Source organism: Bdellovibrio sp. 22V, from assembly GCF_030169785.1.
GTDB lineage: Bacteria > Bdellovibrionota > Bdellovibrionia > Bdellovibrionales > Bdellovibrionaceae > Bdellovibrio.
Genome location: NZ_CP125854.1, coordinates 110,808 through 132,109, shown reverse-complemented (window position 1 = coordinate 132,109; position 21,302 = coordinate 110,808). Strand labels below are relative to the sequence as shown.

The window sequence follows — 21,302 nt, the reverse complement described above, 5'->3', positions numbered from 1 at the left end:
TTAAACGCCCAGATAGGATTTGCGAACTTCGTCGTTATTCAAAAGATTCTGGGCCGAATCTTGCATCACGATACGGCCGGTTTCTAAAACGTAGGCTCGGTGTGAAATCTTCAGCGCCATTCGGGCATTTTGCTCCACCAAAAGAATAGTCATACCCTCTTGATTCAGTTTTTTTACAATTTCAAAAATCTGCGCGACGATCAACGGAGCCAGGCCTAACGAAGGCTCGTCTAACAAAAGCATTTTCGGATGACACATCAAAGCGCGACAGATCGCGAGCATTTGCTGTTCTCCGCCTGAAAGAGTTCCCGCCATTTGCGAAACACGTTCTTTCATGCGCGGAAACAATGTGAAGCACATTTCCAGATCCGCCTTAATGCCCGCTTTATCCTTGCGCGAATAGGCACCTAATTCCAAATTTTCTAAAACGCTCATCTGAGGAAAAACGCCGCGACCTTCCGGGGACTGCGCCAGTCCCAGTCCAACACGTTTATGCACAGGGACCGTTAGCAGATTGTGCTCGCCAAAAGAGATTTGTCCCGAGGCACACGGAACAAGGCCCGATATCGCGCGCAGAGTGGTTGTTTTTCCCGCACCGTTAGCGCCGATCAAAGAAACGATTTCGCCCTGATGTACGTTAAAGCTGATGCCTTTCAAAGCTTGAATGGAACCGTAGCGAACTTCCAGATTTTCAACGGTTAAAAGAGGAGAACTCATTCTGCTTCCTCCACGCCAAGATAAGCTTCGATAACTTTCTGTGAGCTTTGGACTTTTGCCGGCGCGCCTTCTTCGATCTTTACGCCGTGATCAAGCACGATGATGTTTTCACAGATACCCATGACCAGTTTCATATCGTGTTCGATTAACAAGACCGTGAGGTTGAACTGCTGACGGATTTTCGCGATGGTTTCCATCAAATGATGGGTCTCCGAATGGTTCATTCCGGCAGCGGGTTCATCAAGCAGGATAATCTTAGGGTCTGTTGCGAGGGCGCGAATAATTTCAAGTTTGCGTTGTTCACCATAGGGTAAGGCGCCTGCGGGTTTGTGTGCTTTCTCGTCCAAGTGGAAAATCTTAAGCAAGGACATTGCTTTATCCTGCAACTCGATTTCGGTTTTTTTGAAGCGGGAGTTTTGCAAAAGCGTATCGAACAATCCGTAACGAACGTGCTGGTGGCTGCCGACAAGAACGTTGTCTAAAACGGTGAGACCCTTAAAAAGACGAATGTTTTGAAATGTGCGAGTCACACCACGGTGAGAAATCTCGTAAGGTTTTAAACCTTTCAAAGACTTTCCTTCCAACAGCACTTCGCCTGAAGTGGGTTGATAGACGCCCGTGAGCATATTAAAAACCGTGGTCTTGCCGGCACCATTCGGTCCGATCAAACCGGCAAGCTGACCTTTTTTGATCTGGAATTGCAAAGAATCGACGGCTTTAAGGCCGCCGAACTGCATGGTGATCTTGTGTGCCTCAAGCAGAACGTCGGACATATTTTCTCCAAACATCAGTGAGTTCAAGATCTCCGAAAAGGCCTTTAGGACGCAAGATCATCACAAGAATCAAAGCCAATGAATAAATCACCATGCGCAAGTCGACGCCTGTCAAATCCTGCAGGGGGCGTAAAACTTCCGGCAACGCAGTAATCAGAAATGCGGCGACGATAGAGCCCGTCATAGAACCCATGCCGCCTAAGACCACCATGATGACGGCATTCACACTTTGCAAGAACGTGAAAGAAGACGGATTGATGAAGTTCGTGAAGTGTGCGAACAAAGCGCCAGCAACGCCTGCAAAGAAACTGGAAAGAACAAAGGCGCGTACTTTCATTTTTGTTGTGTTAATACCCATGGCCTCTGCAGCGATTTCATCTTCACGCACCGACAAAAAGCCGCGACCGTATGTCGAGTGCATCACGCGCCAGATCGTGAAGAAGCAGATCACGCCCCACAAAGAAGCGAAGATGAACGAGAATAGGAAGGAACCAAATCCTGGAATACCAGAGTAGCCGCGCGGTCCACCAAGGAAATCCATGTTCAAAAGGGCAACACGAATAATTTCACCAAAACCCAACGTCACAATCGCAAGATAGTCACCCTTTAAACGAAGGGAAGGCAGACCGACAAGGAATCCTGCTGCTGCGGCAGTAAGACCGGCTCCCGCTGCCCAAACGAAAAATTCAATGTATTGCAAAGACGGCGGAAGAATATCCCAATGGGTGTTGGCGTAAGCGGAGAAGTAAGCTCCAATAGCCATGAAGCCCGCGTGGCCCAAGGAAAACTGCCCCGTGTAGCCATTGACCAAATTTAAGCTCATCGACATCAGGCAGTTCACCAGAACGAAGAGCAAAGTCAGTTGAATATAAGCGTTAAAGCCGAAATCAAAGATAAGACCTAAAACGGAAAGACCTGCTAATGCAAGAAGAGGCATTTTGAGAAACTTCATCACACCTTCTCCACTGTGTATTTGCCCAAGAGGCCTGCGGGTTTAAAAATCAAAATAACAATAAGAATACCGAATGCCAAAGCGTCGCGGTACGTACTTGAAATATACGCGACGACCATCTCTTCAGAAAGGCCCATGATAAGAGCGCCAAGAACAGCGCCGCCGACGTTGCCGATACCACCAAGCACCGCCGCAACGAAAGCTTTAAGGCCAATCATCATTCCCATCAAAGGATCGATTTTTGGATACTTCATTCCGACAAGCACGCTGCCGACACCTGCGAGCGCAGAGCCAACGATAAACGTAAAAGCAATAATGCGATCGGGATTCATTCCAAGAAGACTTGCTACAGAAGCATTGCTGCTTACGGCGCGCATGGCTTTGCCGATTTTGGTTTTGTGAATAAGAAACTGCAAGCCCAGCATCGCGATCAAGCTGACCACCAAAACAGTGACGTCAAAAGATTTCAGTTCGACAGAGCCGATGTTGAAAAGAACAAAGTCCTTCATCACCTCAGGGAATACCTTCGGGTCGGCGCCGAATACCACTTGGCCACCGTACTCGAGGAAAAGACTGACACCGATCGCCGTAATAAGAATATTGAGTTTAGGAGAAGAACGCAGAGGACGATACGCCAAACGCTCGATCGCAAGTCCCAAAAGACTGCAGACCACCATGGAAGCGACAAGAAGAGTGATCAGAGTCGGAAGGCCGGGGTTGGCTTCGATGCCAAAGAAGCGGGCGACATAGTAGGCGGCAAAAGCGCCCACCATATAAACATCAGAGTGGGCGAAGTTGATCATTTTCAGGATTCCATACACCATCGTGTAACCAAGGGCGATCAGTGCGTAGATAGAGCCAAGACTGATGCCGTTGATTATATGCTGAATGAAATCCTGCATGCACGTCCTTAAGGGTTCACCGTTGTGACAAATTTACGGTTGTTTTTATCCACTTGAATGATCACGGCGCTTTTCACAGCATCGCGATTTTCATTCAAAGAAATTTTGCCAGTCACTCCGGCAAAATCTTTCGTCTTAGCTAGTTCATCACGAATTGCTTTGCCTGACAAGTCAGGAGCGCGCTCAATCGCTGCCACCAAGATTTTCGCGGCATCGTAACCTAAAGCCGCCAAGGCATCCGGAGTTTCATTGTATTTCGCTTTGAATTTTTTGATGAACTCAGTCACGACAGGATCTGTGGACTCCGTGGTGTAATGATTCGAATAATAGTTGCCGTTGATAGCGTCTTTGCCGATTTCGTAAAGCTTGTCACTATCCCAGCCGTCGCCGCCCATCATTGGAACTTTAAGACCCAATTGGCGCGCCTGTTGGGCAATCAGACCGACTTCGGTGTAATAACCAGGCACGTAAATACCGTCTGGATTTTTAGAGCGGATTTGCGTCAATTGCGCTTTGAAATCAATATCGCCCGCTTGATAGCTCAGATCCGCAACGATTTCACCGCCGCGCTTTTTAAATTCTTCATTGAAAACGTCTGCCAAGCCCACGCTGTAATCATTTTTTACGTCACGAAGAATAGCGACTTTTTTAAGTTTCAAATTCTCTGAAGCGAATTTCGCCATCACCAAACCTTGGAATGGATCGATGAAGCACACGCGGAAAACGTAATCTCCGATTTTGGTGACATCAGGGTTTGTCGATGCCGGAGAAACAAAAGGAACTTTGTGAGATTGAGCGATAGGAGCTGCCGCTTTGGAGCGACCGCTGGCAACACCACCCAAAATCGCTACGACATTATTCTGTGTGATCAAACGAGTCGTCGCGGAAGCCGCTTCCTCATTTTTTCCTTGGTCATCCAAAGTGATGACTGTGATCTTCTTGCCTTTGACTCCGCCTGCCGCATTGATCTCATCTATGGCCAAGCGAACGCCTTTGTTTGTACTCAAACCAAAAGTAGCATCGCTGCCTGTCAGTGAATCGTATTCACCAATAACGATTTCATTTTCTTTTTTTGTACAGCTTGTAAGTAGGGGTAAAACTAAAACAAGAGCTAAGAGCAAGCGTTTCATCGGGACCTCGTTTCTAAATACATGAATGGGAATACATCTAGAATTCAAGTATCTAAATCCGAGGTCAAGACAAAACGCACCTTCTACATCGCTAAAATATTCGCGAGAGAGATCAAATCGAGTTGAGATTTTTTTTCATGCTTCGTCACGAGATCTAGAGGCACTTGCACGAGGCGCTCTCCTTCGGTGCCGATCATGACATCACAATAGCCTTTGAGCAGAGAATCCACCGCAGCAGCTCCCATACGGCTGGCAAGAATGCGATCCGCCGCCGTCGGTGCGCCACCACGCTGAGTGTGCCCAAGAATACAAACCTTTGCATCCAATCCTGATTTTTTGCGAATAGCATCGGCAAGATCGTAAGCGCGTCCGGGCTTTTGCCCCTCTGCTGTAATCAAAATACTCGATGTTTTTCCGCGAGCCTTGGCATCTTTGATTCGATCCAGCGCTTTTTCAACAGTCGTGTTGCCTTCAGGAGTAAAGATTTCTTCCGCGCCACCAGCAAGGCCTACGTGTGAAGCGATGAATCCGGAATTTCTGCCCATGACTTCAACGATAAAAAGACGATCATGCGAAGCCGCCGTATCACGAATACGGTCGATCGCTTCGAGAGCCGTATTCACTGCCGTATCGAAGCCGATGGTTTTATCACTTCCATAAATGTCGTTATCAATCGTGCCGGGAACGCCGACGATAGGAATCTGGTGTTCTTCCCAAAGAGCATGAGCGCCGCGGAAAGAGCCGTCTCCGCCAACGCAGACAAGAGCATCCAAACCCGCCGCTTGCAAATTCTGCGCGGCTTTTGCGCGACCTTCGGGTTTCATAAACTCAGTGGAGCGTCCTGTTTTTAGAACAGTTCCGCCTCTTTGAATGATGTTGGCCATATCCCGAAGTTGCAGAGGAAAAATTTTATTCTCCATCATGCCGACGTATCCATTGTGAATACCGTAAACTTCAAGATTTTGCGCAATACCGACACGAACCACGGCGCGAATCGCCGCGTTCATTCCAGGCGCATCGCCCCCACTTGTATAGACACCGATTTTCTGAATTTTCTTTGTAAACTGAGCCATAAGAAGAGGCTACTACCGTCAAATTAAAAAAGGAAGGTTATTCGCGTTGTTGGCGTTATTGCCGTTATTGCCGTTATTGCCATTGTTTGCGTTGTTCGCATTGTTCGCATTGTTTGCGTTATTTGCGTTGTTACCGTTGTTACCGTTATTGCCGTTATTGCCGTTATTGCCGACGATACCTGCAACGCCTACAATAGAACTATTTCCGTTGTTGCCATTGTTGCCATTGTTGCCATTGTTGCCGTTGTTAGCGTTATTGGCATTGTTCGCGTTATTAGCGTTATTGCCGTTGTTACCGTTGTTACCGTTATTTCCATTGTTACCAACGATACCCGCAACACCTACAATGGAGCTGTTTCCGTTATTTCCATTATTTCCATTGTTGCCATTATTGCCGTTGTTTCCGTTATTGCCGTTGTTGCCGACGATACCTGCTACACCAACAATAGAGCTATTTCCGTTATTGCCGTTATTGGCATTGTTAGCGTTATTGCCATTGTTCCCATTATTGCCGTTATTCCCGTTATTTCCTACGATACCGGCTATACCAACGATGGAGCTATTGCCATTATTTCCATTGTTAGCATTGTTGGCGTTGTTTCCGTTATTACCATTGTTACCGTTGTTACCAACGATACCGGCTATACCAACAATACTGCTGTTTCCATTATTTCCATTATTTCCGTTATTGCCGTTATTGCCGTTGTTGCCGTTGTTGCCGTTGTTGCCGTTGTTACCAACGATACCCGCAACACCGACGATACTGCTATTGCCATTGTTCCCATTGTTACCATTATTGGCGTTATTACCATTATTACCAATGATGCCAGCGACGCCTACGATACTGCTATTTCCGTTGTTACCGTTGTTGCCGTTATTCCCGACAATCCCGGCGACACCAATACTCCCCGCATTGCCCGGACTTTGCACTTCGATGCCGGGGCCTCTATAATTAATAAAGCCACCCTTTCCACCGATGTAAGCCGTCTCAGAAGGACGCTGATTCATTTGTTCATTCTTCGTGGCATTATTATTCCCCGGATTATTCGCGAAAGCGAAATTCACAGCGAGAGTAAATCCTGCCAAAAGGAATGTGCTCTTAGACTTCATAGTCATACATTCTCCTTTTGTTGTTTTTTACGGTTGCTAAAAAATTGAAAAGAACTTTTGTACGACTGGATTTTTTTAGCACGATAAAATTTTGTTACTTGCGTTGATTTAATAGCACTAAACAAACGCGGCTCTACTTAAAAACGAAACATATCCTTTTTGTTTAGTTTTCATATCTTTTCTGTTTAGTAGTGTTGCGCTGGCGATTTTTCTCCGCGCGAAAACTTCATCAATGTTTCAAATCAATAACCAGACTTTGTCGAAACAGACGTGATAGATGTTTGCGAAACTATTTTTTGTTTTCTCAAAGTTTATCATAAGGACGGGTATGAAAAACATGTTGATAAAAAGAATGAAACCATTCAAAGAGGCGATGCTAAAGATTGTGATCTTTCTTTTCTTTAGCGCGAACGTCGGAATTATGGTCGCCGATGGACTTCCGGATCGCAGTGCACTCGGCACCAAATATATAAAATTGATAGCGCGTTACCAGGCTTTTGGAATGCTCTACCAACCTTGGAGTATGTTTGCTCCAAATCCGATGAACACGAACGCACACATTGAAGCCGTGATCTACTTTGACGACGGCTCTCACGATATATGGAAGATGCCGCGGCAAAGAAACACAGAGGGTTTACGCAAGCTTCTTGTGGCCGACCGCTATCGTTTAATGGGACAGGAAACACTTCTGCCGAATCAAAACGAACTCGTATGGTTCGATCTTTCGAAATACATTCTCAAACAAACAGCTTTGAAGGAAGCAAAAGAGAAAAAGCGCGTCGTTAAGAATATCGTCTTCAATCGCTTCCACAGCCAAATTGCTCCGCCGACGGATTCAAATTTTATTCCGCACGGCCGACTCAGCTCTTCTTATAAAGCAGAGCCGGTATTTTTCTTTACTCCAACAGCACAACAGGTGAGACATGAAGCTAACAACCGCTATTAAAAATATTCACGATTTTATTTTCAAACCTCAACCCGTGCATAGCGTGGCAGCTCTTAGGATCGGGATCGGTCTGCTTATGCTCTTAAATTGGTTTATGATCTATAGCGATCTGGATGTTCTATATGGGCCGGAGGGAATGGTGTCCCTGCAAACCGCGCAACAATACGGAAACCAGCTGCGTTTTTCTCTTTTTGATTACATTCCGCTCACCGATAAGACGACCGTGACACTGGCTTTCGTAAACCTGATTGCCGTACTGGGGATTATCACCGGAACCTTCACGCGAATGGCGATAGGGATTACCTTCATCACCTTGGTGTCTTTCCATCATCGCAACGGATTTATTCTGAACAGCGCCGATTCTGTTCTCCGTATATTCTTGTTCTTCCTTTTCTTTACTCCCAGCGGAGATCTTTGGTCCGTCGACCGCTGGCGCAAGCTCAAACAAGGCCGGGCTCCGCTCGTGCCTCTGGAAAGAAGCCCATGGGCCCTACGCCTGATTCAGCTGCAATTTTGCACGATCTATGTCGCAACAGTTCTCTTCAAAATTAAAGGAGAGCCGTGGGTCGATGGAACGGCTGTTTATATCGCCACAAGGCTTGACGAGTTTTACCGTTTTCCATTTCCACTTCTGAATAGCATGCTCTTTATCAAATTTCTCACATGGTCGACTCTCATTGTGGAGTTCGCGATGGGCACATTGGTGTGGTTCAAAGAACTGCGCTACTGGGTTCTGCTAGCCGGCGTCGGCCTGCATCTGGGAATCGAATACACTATGAGTATTCCGATGTTCGAATGGGCCATGATCGTGATGATGATTGCGATGATTGACTCGCGGGATCTGGCAAATCTCTGCGAAAAGATAAAATCAGGCGAACTCACGCTACGCAAACCCTTAAAGAGTAAGGAAGCATAATTATGGGACTCGTCTGGAAAACAATCATTTCCATTTTCATCGCCGTCCATCTGTCTATGGTTATTATTGCCGGTCTTCCCGATCGCAGTTTGTTTGGACAGAGGATTCTAAAAAAGTTGGAACTCTATCAGGTCTTTTTAGGACTGGACCAACCTTGGAGTATGTTTGCTCCGAATCCTTCGCCGACAAACTCTTATATCGATGCAGAAATCACATTTAACGACAGTTCCACTGAGAAATGGACGTTCCCAAGGTCCTCCCGTCTGGATTCTTGGGAACGTTTCACCTCAGGGGAACGTGTCAGAAAATTCTCGCAAGAAAATCTGATTCCGATGCAAAGACCGGAGCTTTGGTTGGATCTCTCACGCTTTCTGGAACGCGAGATTAATAAAATTGAGGCGCACGGTCGCGGTCGTACTGTCGCATCGGTGCAATTCTATCGGCACGTAAACACCGTCAAACCTCCGACGGAGCAGTTTATTGAGCATGGCAAACTTAGTACCGTGTTCAATAAAGAATCCGTCTATCAATACAAACCTACTCAGGAGTTAAGACATGAAGCTAAAAACGATCACTAATTCCCTTCATGATTTCTTTTTTAAACCGGCGCCGGTTCATACCGTGGCTCTTCTGCGCGTGGCTTTAGGGATTATTTTACTTTTTAACTGGATTTCGATCTGGGACAATCTGGAATTTTTCTGGGGCGTCGACGGAGTCATGTCACTTAAGACCGCTATTAAGTACGGACATTCTTATCGTTTTAATCTGTTCGAGCTTCTTCCCAATAAAGAAAGCGTTCCGGTTTTCCTCGCGCTTCTGAATCTTGTCGGCGTTGTCGGAATGCTCTTTGGCTTCTTCACCAGAACGTCGATTGCCATCACGCTCTTTACTTTGCTCTCGTTCCATAACAGAAATATTTTTGTTCTTAATAGCTCTGACGTGGTTATCAGAAATTTTCTTTTCTTGCTGCTTCTTTCCCGCTCGGGAGATTGGCTGTCGCTGGACCGCTGGCTTCTTCGTCTGCGCGGCCTGGCTCCGGAAATTCCTGAAGATAAAGCGCCGTGGGCTCTGCGCCTTATGCAGCTCCAAATCTGTGTTATTTATATTGCGACCGTGATGTTTAAACTTAAAGGAGCTGCGTGGGTGGACGGCACAGCTGTTTACATCGCCACCCGTCTGGATGAGTTCGTTCGCGTTCCGCTCGGTTTATTGAATCACCTGGCCGTGATCAAATTTTTGACGTGGTCGACCTTAGCGGTGGAGCTGTCTTTAGGAACATTGATCTGGGTTCGCGAGCTTCGTTACTGGGTATTGCTCGCCGGTGTCGGTCTGCATCTTGGAATCGAAATCACTATGAACATTCCCCTGTTCGAGTGGGTGATGATTGCTACGATGATTTCAATGGTACCTGCTGAGGACGTTAAAAAAGTCGTGGAGGGTTTCCGCTGGCGTCTTCCGCTGCGACTAAGCCGACGCAAAGCTTTGAGCGTTTAGCTAAGTCTTGAATCTAAGTAGGCTCTTGCTGATTGCGCATGTGATCAGCAAGCCTCAACAACGAATGCAAAAGCTCAGAACGCAGAGGTTCTTGAACTTGCAGATCGTCGAAAGCGTGAACCATACACAACATCCATTGATCTCTTTCCGACTTTCCGATCTCAAAAGGCATATGGCGCGCACGTAAACGCGGATGGCCGTATTTCTCTTGAAACAAACTCGGACCGCCTAACCATCCTGATAAAAACATAAAAAGCTTTTCTTCCGAGCCCTGCAAGTTACCTGGATGCATATCACGCAGCGGTTTCACTTCAGGCAAAGTGTCCATCACTTCATAAAAACGTTGGGTGAGTTTTCTTAAAACGGCTTCTCCACCAAGAAGTTCATAAGGAGTCTTTTCCTGATCCATGATTTACTTCTTCGGAATAAATTTGCTGCCGGCTTTGCCCGAAGGTTTCACCGCTTTCTTTTTGTATTTTTTAGGACGAAGATCATCATAGCCATCGTCATTTACTGCGAACACAGTGTCTCTTTTATTAAAAGGCTCTGCCGCTTTATCCATAGATTTTTCTTCGGCGTCTTTTTTGACCTTAAGGGGTCTTTCTGACTTGGGTTTCGCTTTTTCGAATTTTTCGATGTCTTCGAAACGAAGCAAAGAAACTTTGTTAACAGCAAAAACTTTAAGGCCTTCAGCAGCGACCGTTTTGATAAAACCCGTGAACCCCAAATGGCCCAATGTCTTCCCGGAGATTTTGTACTTCACTTGTTCTGTGTTTTTATCTTTAAGAAGTTTATTGAGCTCATCAACATTCGTTGTTTTATAGTCCTGCGCTAGAACTTTGGTGATATCGGCTTGTTTCATGGAAGGTCCTTTAATGATTCGTCCTATTATAAATAAAAATGGCCCTTCTTACTATGAATATTGCAATTTAAATAGCCAAAAAGGCTCGGATATGGTTCAACTACAACATGAGTAACGAATCTAAATGCCCTCAATGCAGTTCTGAAAATATTTACCAAGACGGCAACCTTTGGGTCTGCCCTGAATGCGGTCACGAGTGGAGCGCTCATGCTTCAGCGAATTCCGAAGAAACTTCTGAGCCTGCAGAGCACGTTATTAAAGATGCCAATGGCAATATTCTGCAAGACGGCGACACTGTCGTCGTGATCAAGGATCTAAAGGTTAAAGGTTCCTCGTCCGTCGTAAAAGTCGGAACAAAGGTTAAAAACATTCGCCTGGCAGATGCAGGCGATGGGCATGACATTTCCTGTAAGATCGATGGCTTTGGAGCCATGAATCTCAAGTCTGAATTCGTCAAGAAGGCTTAGGCCTAACGGGACGGACAAGTCAGCTGCAACGAGCGTTTTGTCGTGCGAAGATTTGCCGTCACACCCTCTTGTCCTTCGGCGAAAGTTTTAACTCCGTTGAACTTAATAGAGGCAAAATAATTTCCGTCCACTTCCATAATATAAACTTCAAAACCTTCGATCTTGCCTTCGTACACATAAGAAGCAAGATCCAATCCTGGTTTTACTCGCACCTCTAATTCAACCGTGTGAGTTACACGGCCTTTTGCAGAAACAGAAACTTCCACCTGGCACTGACGGCCTGAAGCGGACGCCGTTGAGTAAACAAACGCACTTGCCATCACCAAAAAAAGACCGACATAAGATTTCATAAAATCTCCATAAATGTTGTTATTGACACGACCTATATAAAATCATTGCGGCTATTATGAAAATGGATTATTTGTATTTTAATTATAACTAAAAATTATATCCCTCGAGGGTCCATGCTCGAACCCAATATTTACCACCTCAAATACTTTAAAACCGCAGCAGAGCTCCAGAGTATCGCCGCAGCGGCGAAAAAACTGGGGATCAGCCAGCCCGCGATCAGTCAGGCCATTCGGAAACTCGAAGAAGCTTTGGATTGTGACCTTCTTATTCACACGCGGAACCGTTTCAAATTGACGGAAGAAGGGAAAATTTTACTCGAAAAATCCACCACCCTGCTCGAACAGGTCGATAACTTGCGCGCGGATCTTCGCGGAAAAAAGTCCGAAGTCTCGGGTCCCTTGCGTATTGCCACTTCTCCCGAAGTAGCTCATTACCTTTTTCCGTCGGCTTTAAAAGAACTGCAAAAAGAACTTCCCAAAGTGCGTCCCTCATTTGAGTTTGGCTCAACTCAAGAAATCTTAAACCTCGTTAAGTCTGGAGAAGCCGAATTCGGCCTTGTGATAGATGATGGCCGCATGACGGGACTGGAAAAGAAACTTCTTCGCAAAGGACACTTTCATTGTATTCGGAGTTCCCGTGAGACCGCGACAGACGCTACTCGCTTTCTCGTAACCCGCGAAAGCCCGGGTCTCTTTGAGTTGGAAAAGATTTTTAAAGAACAATATAAAAAGAACGTTGAGATCGCTGTTGAAGTTGAAAGCTGGGAAGTTATTGCTCATTACGCTAGCCTGGGACTGGGAACAGGTCTTGTTCCCGATTTCGTAGCTGAAAATCATCTCGGTGTAAAAGTCAGTAAAACTCTGTGGGCTTCGAAAATAGAATATCGAATCTATCTCGTTCACAAAGGCATGCATCAGTTGTCAAAGGCGGCACAAAACTTTATCAGAATTCTCCAGCAAAACTTTTAGAGCCCAGCGAAGTCAGTTCATACGATTGCTAAGGCGTTATTTTACGACGATCTGAATCGAACCCGCTCCCGACACGGCCGTTCCTTTGGTCGAAGGGCTTAGCTCTCCAGTCAAGTTTCTTGCGAAAGAAATAATTTTATCTTCTGCTGAATCGAGTACATAAGCGAAACTTCCCGTTGTATTGACGGCGACAGACTCAGGCTGTATGCCGGCACTCACGGTCGGTTGCAGCAAAGCTTGCAACGTGCCATCCGCTTGAATGCCATACATTGAAACGGTCGCGTCCCCCACGTTCGTTACATACATATTAGAACCCGAGATCGCAAAGCCCGATGGCATCACTCCCGTTTTAATCGTTTGTTGTGAAGACAACGTCCCATCGTCCGCGATCGCGAACACTTCGACTTCATCCGTTATGCAGCTAAGAACATAAACATGCTCGCTTCCATTTTGAGATGTCGCTGAAGCAATCGGTCCCGAAGGACATCCCGAAGATGCCACTGTCGCGGGATTTAACGCCGTCAATGAACCGTCACTGTCGACGGCATACTGGGAAATTTCATCGATGGCATCGTTCACAACATAAGCGAAGCCGCCCGAAGGCGAAAACGCCATCGCGACAGGTCCGTCTGCATGAGGAATTGTCGCCTTTAAAGTCAAAGCGCCGTCGGTGGCCACCGTGTATTGCGAAATCGTATTATCCGAAGCATTTAATGAATAGACGTACCGGCTGCCCGGTCCGATCACAAGTCCTTCGGGAATCGCGCCGACACTCACGGAAGGCGCAAGGGGTTTTAAACTTCCATTTGCAGAGATGGTGAACTGTGAGATCGAACTGCTTCCCAGATTTGCGGTGTAAACCGTGTTATGAACTTTATCCATCACCATGATACGCGGATAATCTTCTGTCGCCACGGCAGGCGCGATCGCTGCAAGCTCCCCGCTGGCTTTGACTTTGAATTGACTGATCGAATTTTCCGCCGAATTTAAGACATATACGAATTGCGCTGGGTTTGGTTGCGGATTTAATCCGCCCGATCCATTCGAACAACCTGCAAGCAAAAGTGTCAGTGACAATAATAATTTGTGGTTCATAACATCCTCGAAAAAAAACTAGCACCCGAGGGTGCTAGTAAGAACAAGTCTTAGAATGGCTGGATTGTTACCGGGAAGGATTTCCAAATCATCGGAAAGAATCGTATAACCTGCCGCCATCACTTCGCGACGGATTTCATCTGCGGGGCAGATTCTTTTTTGGGCCGTCCAATATTTGCCGTTCATTTCAACGACTCCAGGGACGTCACACTCGGGAGTTTCTCTCCATAAGACGTGATTTTCATCCAGGCGCACGGATTCAAAACCCTCCTCGGGAGTGTACTGAGTGCTTTGAACCTGCACAGTCATGACGAATTTCCCGTGCTCAGCCAAAGAATTTTTGACACCTTCAAGATAGCGAGCGCGATCTTCTGGCTTCACAAGATTCGTCAATCCTTCGCAGTCATTGATAAGATCAAACTTCTTATTTAAAGACTCGAGGTGCAAAATACCCCCCATGCCGAAAGAGATATTCAAATCCTGCTGCAAAGCGATTCTTTGCAAGATGGCGATAGAGTTTCTGTACATGTCATAAGCCACCACATTGAAACCAAGTTCCGCCAAAGTCATGGCGGTAACTCCGCGACCCGCTCCTAAATCCAAAGCTGTCATTCGGAAAGTTTGTGGGTAGAAATCATGCACGACCATTTGCAGATATCTCACGGCATCGCGTTCGCACAAACCATTGAGAGCAAGAACGTTGTTGAAGGTCTCATTGCCTGCGATAGTCACTTCATGATTGTTAATGAATGTTTGATATTGCGCTTTCATAACTCACTCCTTTTGACCGGCTTCATTGTCGATCTGATGCCAGACTAAAAAGCACAGGCGGTGCCAGCCGTTTTTAGAGTGAAAATGTGTTTATTTCGATTTGAGAAAGTGCCTGCCGGGATTCCGGCAGAGGGGAATGACGGGTTCCCGGGAGTTGCCGGGAACCCGTCAGCTCATTTTATGGATTTATTTTTTAATTCCTTGCAGGCGTCGGCGAATATCTCCCAATGTACTGCGAGGCACTCCCAGATAGCGAGCCGCTGCAGACTCGGAACCTTTCTTTTTAAGGGCAAAATCAATAAGCTTCAATTCGAATTCAGACACGACATGACTGTAACGTCCTTCAAGCGCTTTTTCGTCAATCTCATCAAGGGAATGGCTCTTAATAACGTCCTCATACACCGGCGCAGACTGGACAAGATGCGGAGTCAGGTCGGGAGGTTGAATCTCATTTCCCTCGACCAGAACGCATGCAACCTCGATCGCTGACTTGAGTTCGCGGATATTTCCGGGCCACGCATAGTTTAGCAACAAGGTCTCTGCAGCAGGACTTAAATATTTATCACGATAGTTGCCGTTGCGAAGAAACTCATTGGCGAGATCCAAGATGTCCTCTTTGCGCTCACGAAGCGGCGGCAACGTGATTGTGAAATTTTTAATTCTAAAGAATAAATCTTCTCTGAATTTCTTTTCTTTAATGAGTTCTTCCAGATTTTCATTGGTGGCAGCAATCGTGCGACACTGAACCTTACGCCCGATATCTTGCCCTACGGGATAAATATCGCCACTGCTAAGAACACGTAAAAGCTTCACTTGCAAATCCATGCTAAGAGTCGCCAACTCATCCAGGAAAATATCGCCGCCATCGGCGCTTTCAAATTTACCGGCGCGGGTTTCCGTTGCTCCAGTAAAAGCACCTTTTTTATGACCGAAAAGTTCGGACTCTGCCAAATGGGAAGGAATCGCACCGCAGTTCACAGCGATGAATGGTCGGGAGTTGTCGCTTTCAAGGCTCCACAGGTATTGCGCCATGATTTCTTTACCCGACCCGCTTTCACCGCGAATCAAAATCGACTGCCCGCTGCCGCGAATTTTTTTTGCCGTATCCAAAACCGCTTTGAAAGCCGGCGACTTCGTATAGAGATTAATATGCGTTACAAGCTTGGAACCTGCTTGATGTTTCAACGTTTGATTACGACGCAAAAGTCGATGCAGCACCGGTGCTTTACGCAGAACCTGCGCCAAAGTTTTGGCGTCAAAAGGTTTCACAAGGTAATCAACTGCTCCGGCCTTCATGCAAGCTTCAACCAAGTGCGCTTCATCATGACCGGTCATTGCGACAACCACTGTCGTCGGATAGTTCTTAGCGATTTCTTGAATCAACTGCAAACCGATGCGGTCCGATGAATCATCCAGAGAAAGATCCGTAAATACGAGATCAATCAGTTGTTTGTCCATGACCTCCATCGCTTCATCGATTCCGTCAGCAAGAAAAACTCTGTGCGGTTCGGCGATTTGTGATTGCATAGTCTTACGTACTAAAGTTTCGTCATCGACAATAAGAATCCGCATTTAGGTCCTCACTCTGATCTCGAATTGGGATATCCAAGGTTTAGGAATTAAATATCCGTTTAATTTTTTAATTTGATCTTGAATCCATTTTTCATCGAACTCAGATGTACAAAGATAAGCTCTTTGACCCAAAGAAAGTTCTTTCAAAACATCCAAACCTTTTTTGCCGTCCCCTAAGTTCTGATCGATCACGATAAGAGCCGACTCAGGCAAAGCACTTGTTCCGATATAAGTTTCCAATTCTTGGACAGAACTAAAGAAACAGGGGTTATGGATTCCCAACGGACTCACTTTATCTCGCCAGGCATTAAGCACGTTCTTATCATCATCAACAAAAAGAATCGTTTGCGTTTTTTCAAGCTCGATAAAAGCAGGCAGCCAAGCAGGATTTTTTTCGCGTGGCAATCTTAACGTAAACGTCGTTCCCTGACCTTCACTCGAACTGACCTCAAGAGTTCCCCCGCTCCACTCCACAGCGGCTTTGGCCTGATAAAGACCTAATCCGGTCCCGGTGGTTTTGCCAAAAGTAAAACTGCGCTCGAAGATTTTCTCAACGACAGCAGATGGAATGCCCTTGCCATTGTCTTTGACTTGCAAAGACCACTCCTTCGGAGCTTCTGTCAGATGTAGTGAGACTTCGGTGGCCCCCGCCTCAAACGCATTATTGATCATATTAGAAAGAGCGGTCTGGAGTTCATTCACTTGAACGACGCTCCAAATATGAGGGGTGGCGTGCAGGCCGGTGATTTTTAATTCTTGCGTCGGGAGCTTTCGCACACGATGCTCATTAAGAACACTCACGATCCATGGCTCCATCAAAGTGAGTTTTGGCGCTTCGACGCCCGAAGGTTCCTCCGGTTTTTCTGACGAAGCGGAAAGTTTTTGGACAATGCTTGCAACTCGAGCCACAGCACTTTTTAAAATAGCCAGCGGTTCTAATTGTGCGGATTCAATCTGGCTGAGCGCCATATTCATGCTCATCAAAGGACTGCGAATATCATGGGCGACCTGCGCCGCCACTTGGGTGCGGGCTTTGTCTCTTTCCGCATCAATCAAACGCGTTTGATGCGATTGCAGCGTGCTCAGCATGTTATTAAAACTTTGACCGAGGTCGTCCAGCTCATCTTGCGAACCCTGCTCAACAGCGACCCTCTTAGAATAATCTTGAGACGATGAAATCTGATTTAAAAGAGATCGTAACGACTGCACCTTACGCAAGAGAGTCTTCGTCAAAACTTGCGACAACCACCACGACAGAAGAATCAAAGCCGCCGCTACCGCTAACAAAGTTCGTTGAATTTTATGCAGCTCTGCTTTCAACGTACGAGCAGAAATCGTTGAAATCAAACGATCGTGTTTGCCGTTTTCGTTTTTAACTGAAGTGACAATCACCATTTTATCGTCAACCCAATGCGCGCCCTCTTTCCATTGCAGAACGGTTTGCAAATCCCACGTGCGTTGAAAGCCTTCTTGTTGAATGTGTCCCAAAGTTTGATTGTCTGCACCGACTAATTCGATCGAAAGATTGTCTTCGTCGTGTTGAACCATCTCGCGCAGCAATTGAACGGCATCATCGAAATAGATCACAACTTCAACGAAACTCTTCCGGCCCGGAGAAGCCACAACCGTGTGAATGCCGACTTGCCCGTCTTTCCCGCGCAACAAGGGGCTTTGGAAAACGTCCGTCGTCCCTGCCTGCACCTCTGGAAATATTTCGAATAAGGAATCCCCCAAAGCATCCGAGGATTGGCGGGGCTTTCCTGTTTTATCGTAAAGATTGATCCGCGTGACCGCCAAAGATTTGGCGAGTGTCTTAAGTTCGCTGCCTGAAAGAGGTCCTTCTTCTTGTTGCAGTTTAAGAACTTCCGCCGCATTGAGTGCGATCCGGGCCTGAGACTCTTCGATACGCACTAACGCTTTCGCGAGAAGTTTCATATGATCGACATAAGAATCCTCAAACTCGTCGACCCGGTATGTGGACAAAGTGCCATAAAGTAAAAGGCAGATAAAAACCGCCGCCCCCGTAGCGGTTCCAAAGATGGCCAGGAATATCTTGCGCGAGAACTTCATTTGGGAAAACTGGAGCATGCCCCATCGTAAAACGGGGGCTTTTCATGTCAATCAGTTTTCCCGAGAGATTCTTATTTTATTCTGTATATGCGAGTTTCATAAGGACGAAGTGCAAATGACGTCGCCTCCTGGTGTTCGGAAACGTCGTAGTTTGCCAGTAATAAATTCTTGGACTTTAAGCTCATCCCTGGCTCGTTAAATTGGGCGGCCTTATCGGAAAGGTTGCTTATCACAAGCGCTTGGCTGTCGCCTAAAGTGCGTGTGTACGCATAAACTTGCGTGTCGTCTTTCATCACAAGCTGATAGCGTCCATAAATAAACACTGGATTTTCGCGACGAATCTTAATCAGGTTCTTATAGAAACTCCATACAGAGTGAGCGTCCGAAGTTTGTTTGGCCACGTTGATTTCTTTATAATTCGGATTCACCTTCAGCCACGGTGCACCTGTCGTGAATCCCGCGTTAGCTTCGCCTGTCCACTGCATCGGTGTGCGCGCATTGTCGCGCGAAGAGTTCGCAAGCTCAGCTGTGATTTCAGCGTCACGAGCTCCCTGCTTTCTGCGAATCGCAAAATGATTTTTTGCCGATACGTCGTTAAAATCCTCGGGCCCGTTGAAAACAGTGTTTGTCATGCCAATCTCTTGACCTTGATAAATAAACGGCGTGCCCTGCATAAGGAAATACATCGAAGCAATGGACGTCGCACTTTCGCGCCAATACTTTTGCGCATCTCCCCACTTCGAGATGATTCTGGGAACGTCATGGTTTTCGACGAACAAGGCATTCCAGCCTTTGTTTTCAAGATGCTTTTGCCAGCGTCCAAAGACCTCTTTCACTTTAAGAAGATCAATACGTTTTTCAGGGTTCGTGTCCCATAAGCCGACATGCTCAAACTGAATCAACATGTTGAATTTCTTTTGCGCTTCACCAACCCACTCTTCGGCATGTTCGGCTGACACACCATTGGCTTCCCCGGTTGTCATGATGTCGTAGTGAACGAAAGTGTTTTTACAAAGATCTGTGATGTACTCCTGAATGCCAGGCACGTTCATGTGTTTGTCATAGGAAGGCACATACTCAAGCCCTTTGGGATTCGGCATGTCGGCAAGGCCAGGCTCTTTTTTCGCGTGGCTGATGGCATCGATGCGAAAGCCGTCGATGCCTTTATCCAACCACCAGCGGATCATTTTGTAAATTTCCTGACGCATCTCCAGATTCTCCCAATTGAGATCCGGTTGCTTGGCAGAAAAGATATGCATGAAGTACTGCTCGGTTTTTTCATCGTACTTCCATGCCGAGCCGCCAAAAATACTTTCCCAATTATTCGGCTCTTTGCCATTTTTGCCGTCGCGCCAGATGTACCAATCGCGCTTGGGATTGTCTTTGGAAGAACGAGATTCAATAAACCAAGGGTGCTCATCGCTGGTGTGATTGATCACGAGATCAATCAAGAGTTTCATGCCACGCTTGTGAACTTCGCTTAAAAGTGTGTCGAAGTCTTGCATCGTTCCGAACTCAGCATGGATATCCTGATAGTCACTGATGTCATAACCATTGTCGTCCTGAGGAGATTTATACATAGGACAAATCCAGATAACATCAATTCCCAGGTCCTTGAGATAATCCAGCTTGGAAGTGAGGCCCGGAAGATCGCCAACACCGTCGCCATTGGAATCCATAAAGCTGCGCGGATACACTTGATATACAACGGACTCTTTCCACCATTTTTTCGTTGGCGCCATCTTCCTACTCCTGAACCAAGAACTCTTGGAAGTCATAGAACCAAAAAATGACGGCGCTGTCTACTTGGGGTGCGTATTTTTCCGTGGAAACTGATGTCTTGAGACAAACTAAAATGTTAAACTATTTAAAACCGCGTCCTGGGAGAAAACGATGTCCGCTGGTGACTGGAAAGAATTGTACTCTGCTGCGCTGAGTGGAAACATGGAGCTCGTTCGCTATCACATTGAAAACGACGTCAACCCCAACTATCAGCATCCCGAAATTCTAGCGACACCCCTTGTAGCTGCGATCACGGCAGGCCATACCGATATCGCCCTTTACCTTTTGGAAAATAAAGCGGATCCTCGTTTGCAGTCTTTTTTTGACGAGATGACCCCGCTTGAAGCAGCGATAAAATATAAAAACGAAGTCGTGCTGGCCCATCTGCAAAAATTGGGAGTGCAAATAGAAACCACGTGGTTTCACAAGCTGGGAACTTGGCTGAAGCGCTATTGCTGGGTTTTTTCTTTATAGGCGAAATGGGTTTTTAGTTTTCTGACAAACTTATCCATGGCGTAGACGACAGCACAGGCCGCGAAAGCTGCCGCGCCAAGGCCTCCGCCATAGCCTTTTACGAGTGGAATCAAGAATGTAAAAATCAGACCAAAGATAAGACTGGCCATGAACACACGCTTCCATCCCATGCGTGACTTGTCTGTCATACCAACGAAAGTGGCTCCGAAGAAAGCCGCCTGAAGGGCGCCGACAAATGAAATCGGTAACGCACTGACAAGCACGGCAAATACCAATGACGTAGCACTTGAGGCGCGCACCGTTGACATCTGTTTTTTGTGAATAAGAAAAAACGTCAGCTCGGCGGCTATAACGGAAACGGCGAGAACGCTAAAAAGAATCATTTCCAAAACCTCAAAGCAACGCCCATCAACGATGCAACAAACGCGATGAATCCCAATCGGCCGCCCAACCCACGAAGGTAGGGACTGACGAATGAATAAATCAGACTTCCGATAATAGACACGAACAGAATTTCCTTAAGTCCCGCATCGACGACCTTAGAACCCATGGCGACAAAAGCACCAATATAAATCGTCGCGTGAATATGCGTTCCTTCGATTCTTTTTGAGTCCGGAATAAACGTTCCCAAAAGGCCCGTGAATGAAGCGGCTATCACGGCACTGACTTTAAACTGAGATTGAAGAAAAAAGCAGAACCAGCAACCCGAAAGAAAGAAAAGAAATTTAAGAAACCAGAGTTCGAGTCGCTTGAGAGTCTGAGGCATAAGTGGAAATTTGCCATAGTTCATGTGTCGAAACAACTTGGGGAATGGGCCCTACCAAAAAACTCTACCCGGAATTTCACCCGAGTAGAGTTTTCTAATGAAGTCTCACAT

General features: G+C 46.5%; 24 protein-coding genes. 7 read left to right on the top strand and 17 right to left on the bottom strand.

Annotated features, from left to right (window positions below):
* The 7 genes from QJS83_RS00675 to QJS83_RS00645 form a co-directional block, all read right to left on the bottom strand.
* Complete coding sequence (locus tag QJS83_RS00675) at positions 1-717, bottom strand: ABC transporter ATP-binding protein (protein WP_284606881.1); 717 nt, start codon at positions 715-717, stop codon at positions 1-3.
* A complete protein-coding gene (locus QJS83_RS00670) occupies positions 714-1,490 on the bottom strand; it encodes an ABC transporter ATP-binding protein (RefSeq protein WP_284606880.1) in 777 nt (258 codons plus the stop codon). The genes QJS83_RS00675 and QJS83_RS00670 overlap by 4 nt, the downstream gene beginning before the upstream one ends.
* The gene (locus QJS83_RS00665; protein ID WP_284606879.1) at positions 1,471-2,442 is read right to left on the bottom strand and encodes a branched-chain amino acid ABC transporter permease; all 972 of its coding nucleotides are present in this window, start codon (positions 2,440-2,442) and stop codon (positions 1,471-1,473) included. Before QJS83_RS00665 ends, QJS83_RS00670 begins: the two co-directional genes overlap by 20 nt.
* Complete coding sequence (locus QJS83_RS00660; protein WP_284606878.1) at positions 2,442-3,344, bottom strand: branched-chain amino acid ABC transporter permease; 903 nt, start codon at positions 3,342-3,344, stop codon at positions 2,442-2,444. The genes QJS83_RS00665 and QJS83_RS00660 overlap by 1 nt, the downstream gene beginning before the upstream one ends.
* Positions 3,345-3,352: 8 nt before the next feature.
* On the bottom strand, positions 3,353-4,474 hold the full coding sequence (locus tag QJS83_RS00655) for an ABC transporter substrate-binding protein (RefSeq protein ID WP_284606877.1): 1,122 nt from the start codon (positions 4,472-4,474) through the stop codon (positions 3,353-3,355).
* 83 nt (positions 4,475-4,557) lie between these two features.
* Positions 4,558-5,547, bottom strand: a complete 990-nt coding sequence (gene pfkA, locus QJS83_RS00650) for a 6-phosphofructokinase (RefSeq protein ID WP_284606876.1) — start codon at positions 5,545-5,547, stop codon at positions 4,558-4,560.
* A gap of 18 nt (positions 5,548-5,565) precedes the next feature.
* Complete coding sequence (locus tag QJS83_RS00645; protein WP_284606875.1) at positions 5,566-6,663, bottom strand: hypothetical protein; 1,098 nt, start codon at positions 6,661-6,663, stop codon at positions 5,566-5,568.
* Positions 6,664-6,985: 322 nt separating this feature from the next.
* Between QJS83_RS00645 and QJS83_RS00640 the strand changes: the two genes are divergently transcribed.
* Genes QJS83_RS00640 through QJS83_RS00625 form a run of 4 tightly spaced genes read left to right on the top strand, consistent with a single transcriptional unit; the run spans position 6,986 to position 10,013 of the window.
* Positions 6,986-7,603, top strand: coding sequence for a hypothetical protein (locus QJS83_RS00640; protein ID WP_284606874.1), 618 nt, complete (start codon positions 6,986-6,988; stop codon positions 7,601-7,603).
* Positions 7,581-8,519, top strand: a complete 939-nt coding sequence (locus tag QJS83_RS00635; protein WP_284606873.1) for an HTTM domain-containing protein — start codon at positions 7,581-7,583, stop codon at positions 8,517-8,519. Before QJS83_RS00640 ends, QJS83_RS00635 begins: the two co-directional genes overlap by 23 nt.
* Positions 8,520-8,521: 2 nt before the next feature.
* A complete protein-coding gene (locus QJS83_RS00630) occupies positions 8,522-9,097 on the top strand; it encodes a hypothetical protein (protein ID WP_284606872.1) in 576 nt (191 codons plus the stop codon).
* Positions 9,075-10,013 (top strand): HTTM domain-containing protein, encoded by a 939-nt coding sequence (locus tag QJS83_RS00625; RefSeq protein WP_284606871.1) that lies wholly within the window; start codon positions 9,075-9,077, stop codon positions 10,011-10,013. The genes QJS83_RS00630 and QJS83_RS00625 overlap by 23 nt, the downstream gene beginning before the upstream one ends.
* 13 nt (positions 10,014-10,026) lie before the next feature.
* Here QJS83_RS00625 and QJS83_RS00620 read toward each other — a convergent pair whose 3' ends face one another.
* Together QJS83_RS00620 and QJS83_RS00615 are read right to left on the bottom strand one after the other, a co-directional pair.
* Positions 10,027-10,422, bottom strand: coding sequence for a group II truncated hemoglobin (locus tag QJS83_RS00620; protein WP_284606870.1), 396 nt, complete (start codon positions 10,420-10,422; stop codon positions 10,027-10,029).
* A 3-nt stretch (positions 10,423-10,425) separates the two neighbouring features.
* A complete protein-coding gene (locus tag QJS83_RS00615) occupies positions 10,426-10,875 on the bottom strand; it encodes a hypothetical protein (RefSeq protein WP_284606869.1) in 450 nt (149 codons plus the stop codon).
* A 107-nt stretch (positions 10,876-10,982) separates the two neighbouring features.
* Here QJS83_RS00615 and QJS83_RS00610 point away from each other — a divergent pair, with 107 nt between their 5' ends.
* Positions 10,983-11,342 (top strand): zinc ribbon domain-containing protein YjdM, encoded by a 360-nt coding sequence (locus QJS83_RS00610; RefSeq protein ID WP_284606868.1) that lies wholly within the window; start codon positions 10,983-10,985, stop codon positions 11,340-11,342.
* A 2-nt stretch (positions 11,343-11,344) separates the two neighbouring features.
* On the opposite strand, the gene QJS83_RS00605 is transcribed toward QJS83_RS00610, so the two are convergent.
* Positions 11,345-11,692, bottom strand: a complete 348-nt coding sequence (locus QJS83_RS00605; protein WP_284606867.1) for a hypothetical protein — start codon at positions 11,690-11,692, stop codon at positions 11,345-11,347.
* 114 nt (positions 11,693-11,806) lie between these two features.
* On the opposite strand from QJS83_RS00605, the gene QJS83_RS00600 reads away from it, so the two are divergent.
* The gene (locus QJS83_RS00600; protein ID WP_284606866.1) at positions 11,807-12,661 is read left to right on the top strand and encodes a LysR family transcriptional regulator; all 855 of its coding nucleotides are present in this window, start codon (positions 11,807-11,809) and stop codon (positions 12,659-12,661) included.
* Between the two features lie 36 nt (positions 12,662-12,697).
* Here the strand turns inward: QJS83_RS00600 and QJS83_RS00595 are convergent, their stop codons facing one another.
* From QJS83_RS00595 to QJS83_RS00575, 5 genes are all read right to left on the bottom strand, one after another.
* Positions 12,698-13,756 carry a lactonase family protein gene (locus QJS83_RS00595; protein ID WP_284606865.1) on the bottom strand — a complete coding sequence of 353 codons (1,059 nt, stop codon included), beginning with the start codon at positions 13,754-13,756 and terminating at the stop codon, positions 12,698-12,700.
* A gap of 18 nt (positions 13,757-13,774) precedes the next feature.
* Positions 13,775-14,527 (bottom strand): class I SAM-dependent methyltransferase, encoded by a 753-nt coding sequence (locus tag QJS83_RS00590; protein ID WP_284606864.1) that lies wholly within the window; start codon positions 14,525-14,527, stop codon positions 13,775-13,777.
* Between the two features lie 186 nt (positions 14,528-14,713).
* Complete coding sequence (locus QJS83_RS00585) at positions 14,714-16,099, bottom strand: sigma-54-dependent transcriptional regulator (RefSeq protein WP_284606863.1); 1,386 nt, start codon at positions 16,097-16,099, stop codon at positions 14,714-14,716.
* Positions 16,100-18,187 (bottom strand): ATP-binding protein, encoded by a 2,088-nt coding sequence (locus QJS83_RS00580; protein ID WP_284606862.1) that lies wholly within the window; start codon positions 18,185-18,187, stop codon positions 16,100-16,102.
* Positions 18,188-18,240: 53 nt separating this feature from the next.
* Entirely contained in the window at positions 18,241-19,911 is a 1,671-nt protein-coding gene (locus tag QJS83_RS00575; RefSeq protein WP_284606861.1) for a glycoside hydrolase family 13 protein, read from the bottom strand.
* A 151-nt stretch (positions 19,912-20,062) separates the two neighbouring features.
* On the opposite strand from QJS83_RS00575, the gene QJS83_RS00570 reads away from it, so the two are divergent.
* Positions 20,063-20,425: an ankyrin repeat domain-containing protein gene (locus QJS83_RS00570; RefSeq protein ID WP_284606860.1), complete on the top strand. Its 363-nt coding sequence runs from the start codon at positions 20,063-20,065 to the stop codon at positions 20,423-20,425.
* Here QJS83_RS00570 and QJS83_RS00565 read toward each other — a convergent pair.
* Positions 20,401-20,808, bottom strand: coding sequence for a hypothetical protein (locus tag QJS83_RS00565; RefSeq protein WP_284606859.1), 408 nt, complete (start codon positions 20,806-20,808; stop codon positions 20,401-20,403). The genes QJS83_RS00570 and QJS83_RS00565 overlap by 25 nt on opposite strands.
* On the bottom strand, positions 20,805-21,083 hold the full coding sequence (locus QJS83_RS00560; protein WP_284606858.1) for a hypothetical protein: 279 nt from the start codon (positions 21,081-21,083) through the stop codon (positions 20,805-20,807). Before QJS83_RS00560 ends, QJS83_RS00565 begins: the two co-directional genes overlap by 4 nt.
* Positions 21,084-21,302: the final 219 nt, after the last annotated feature.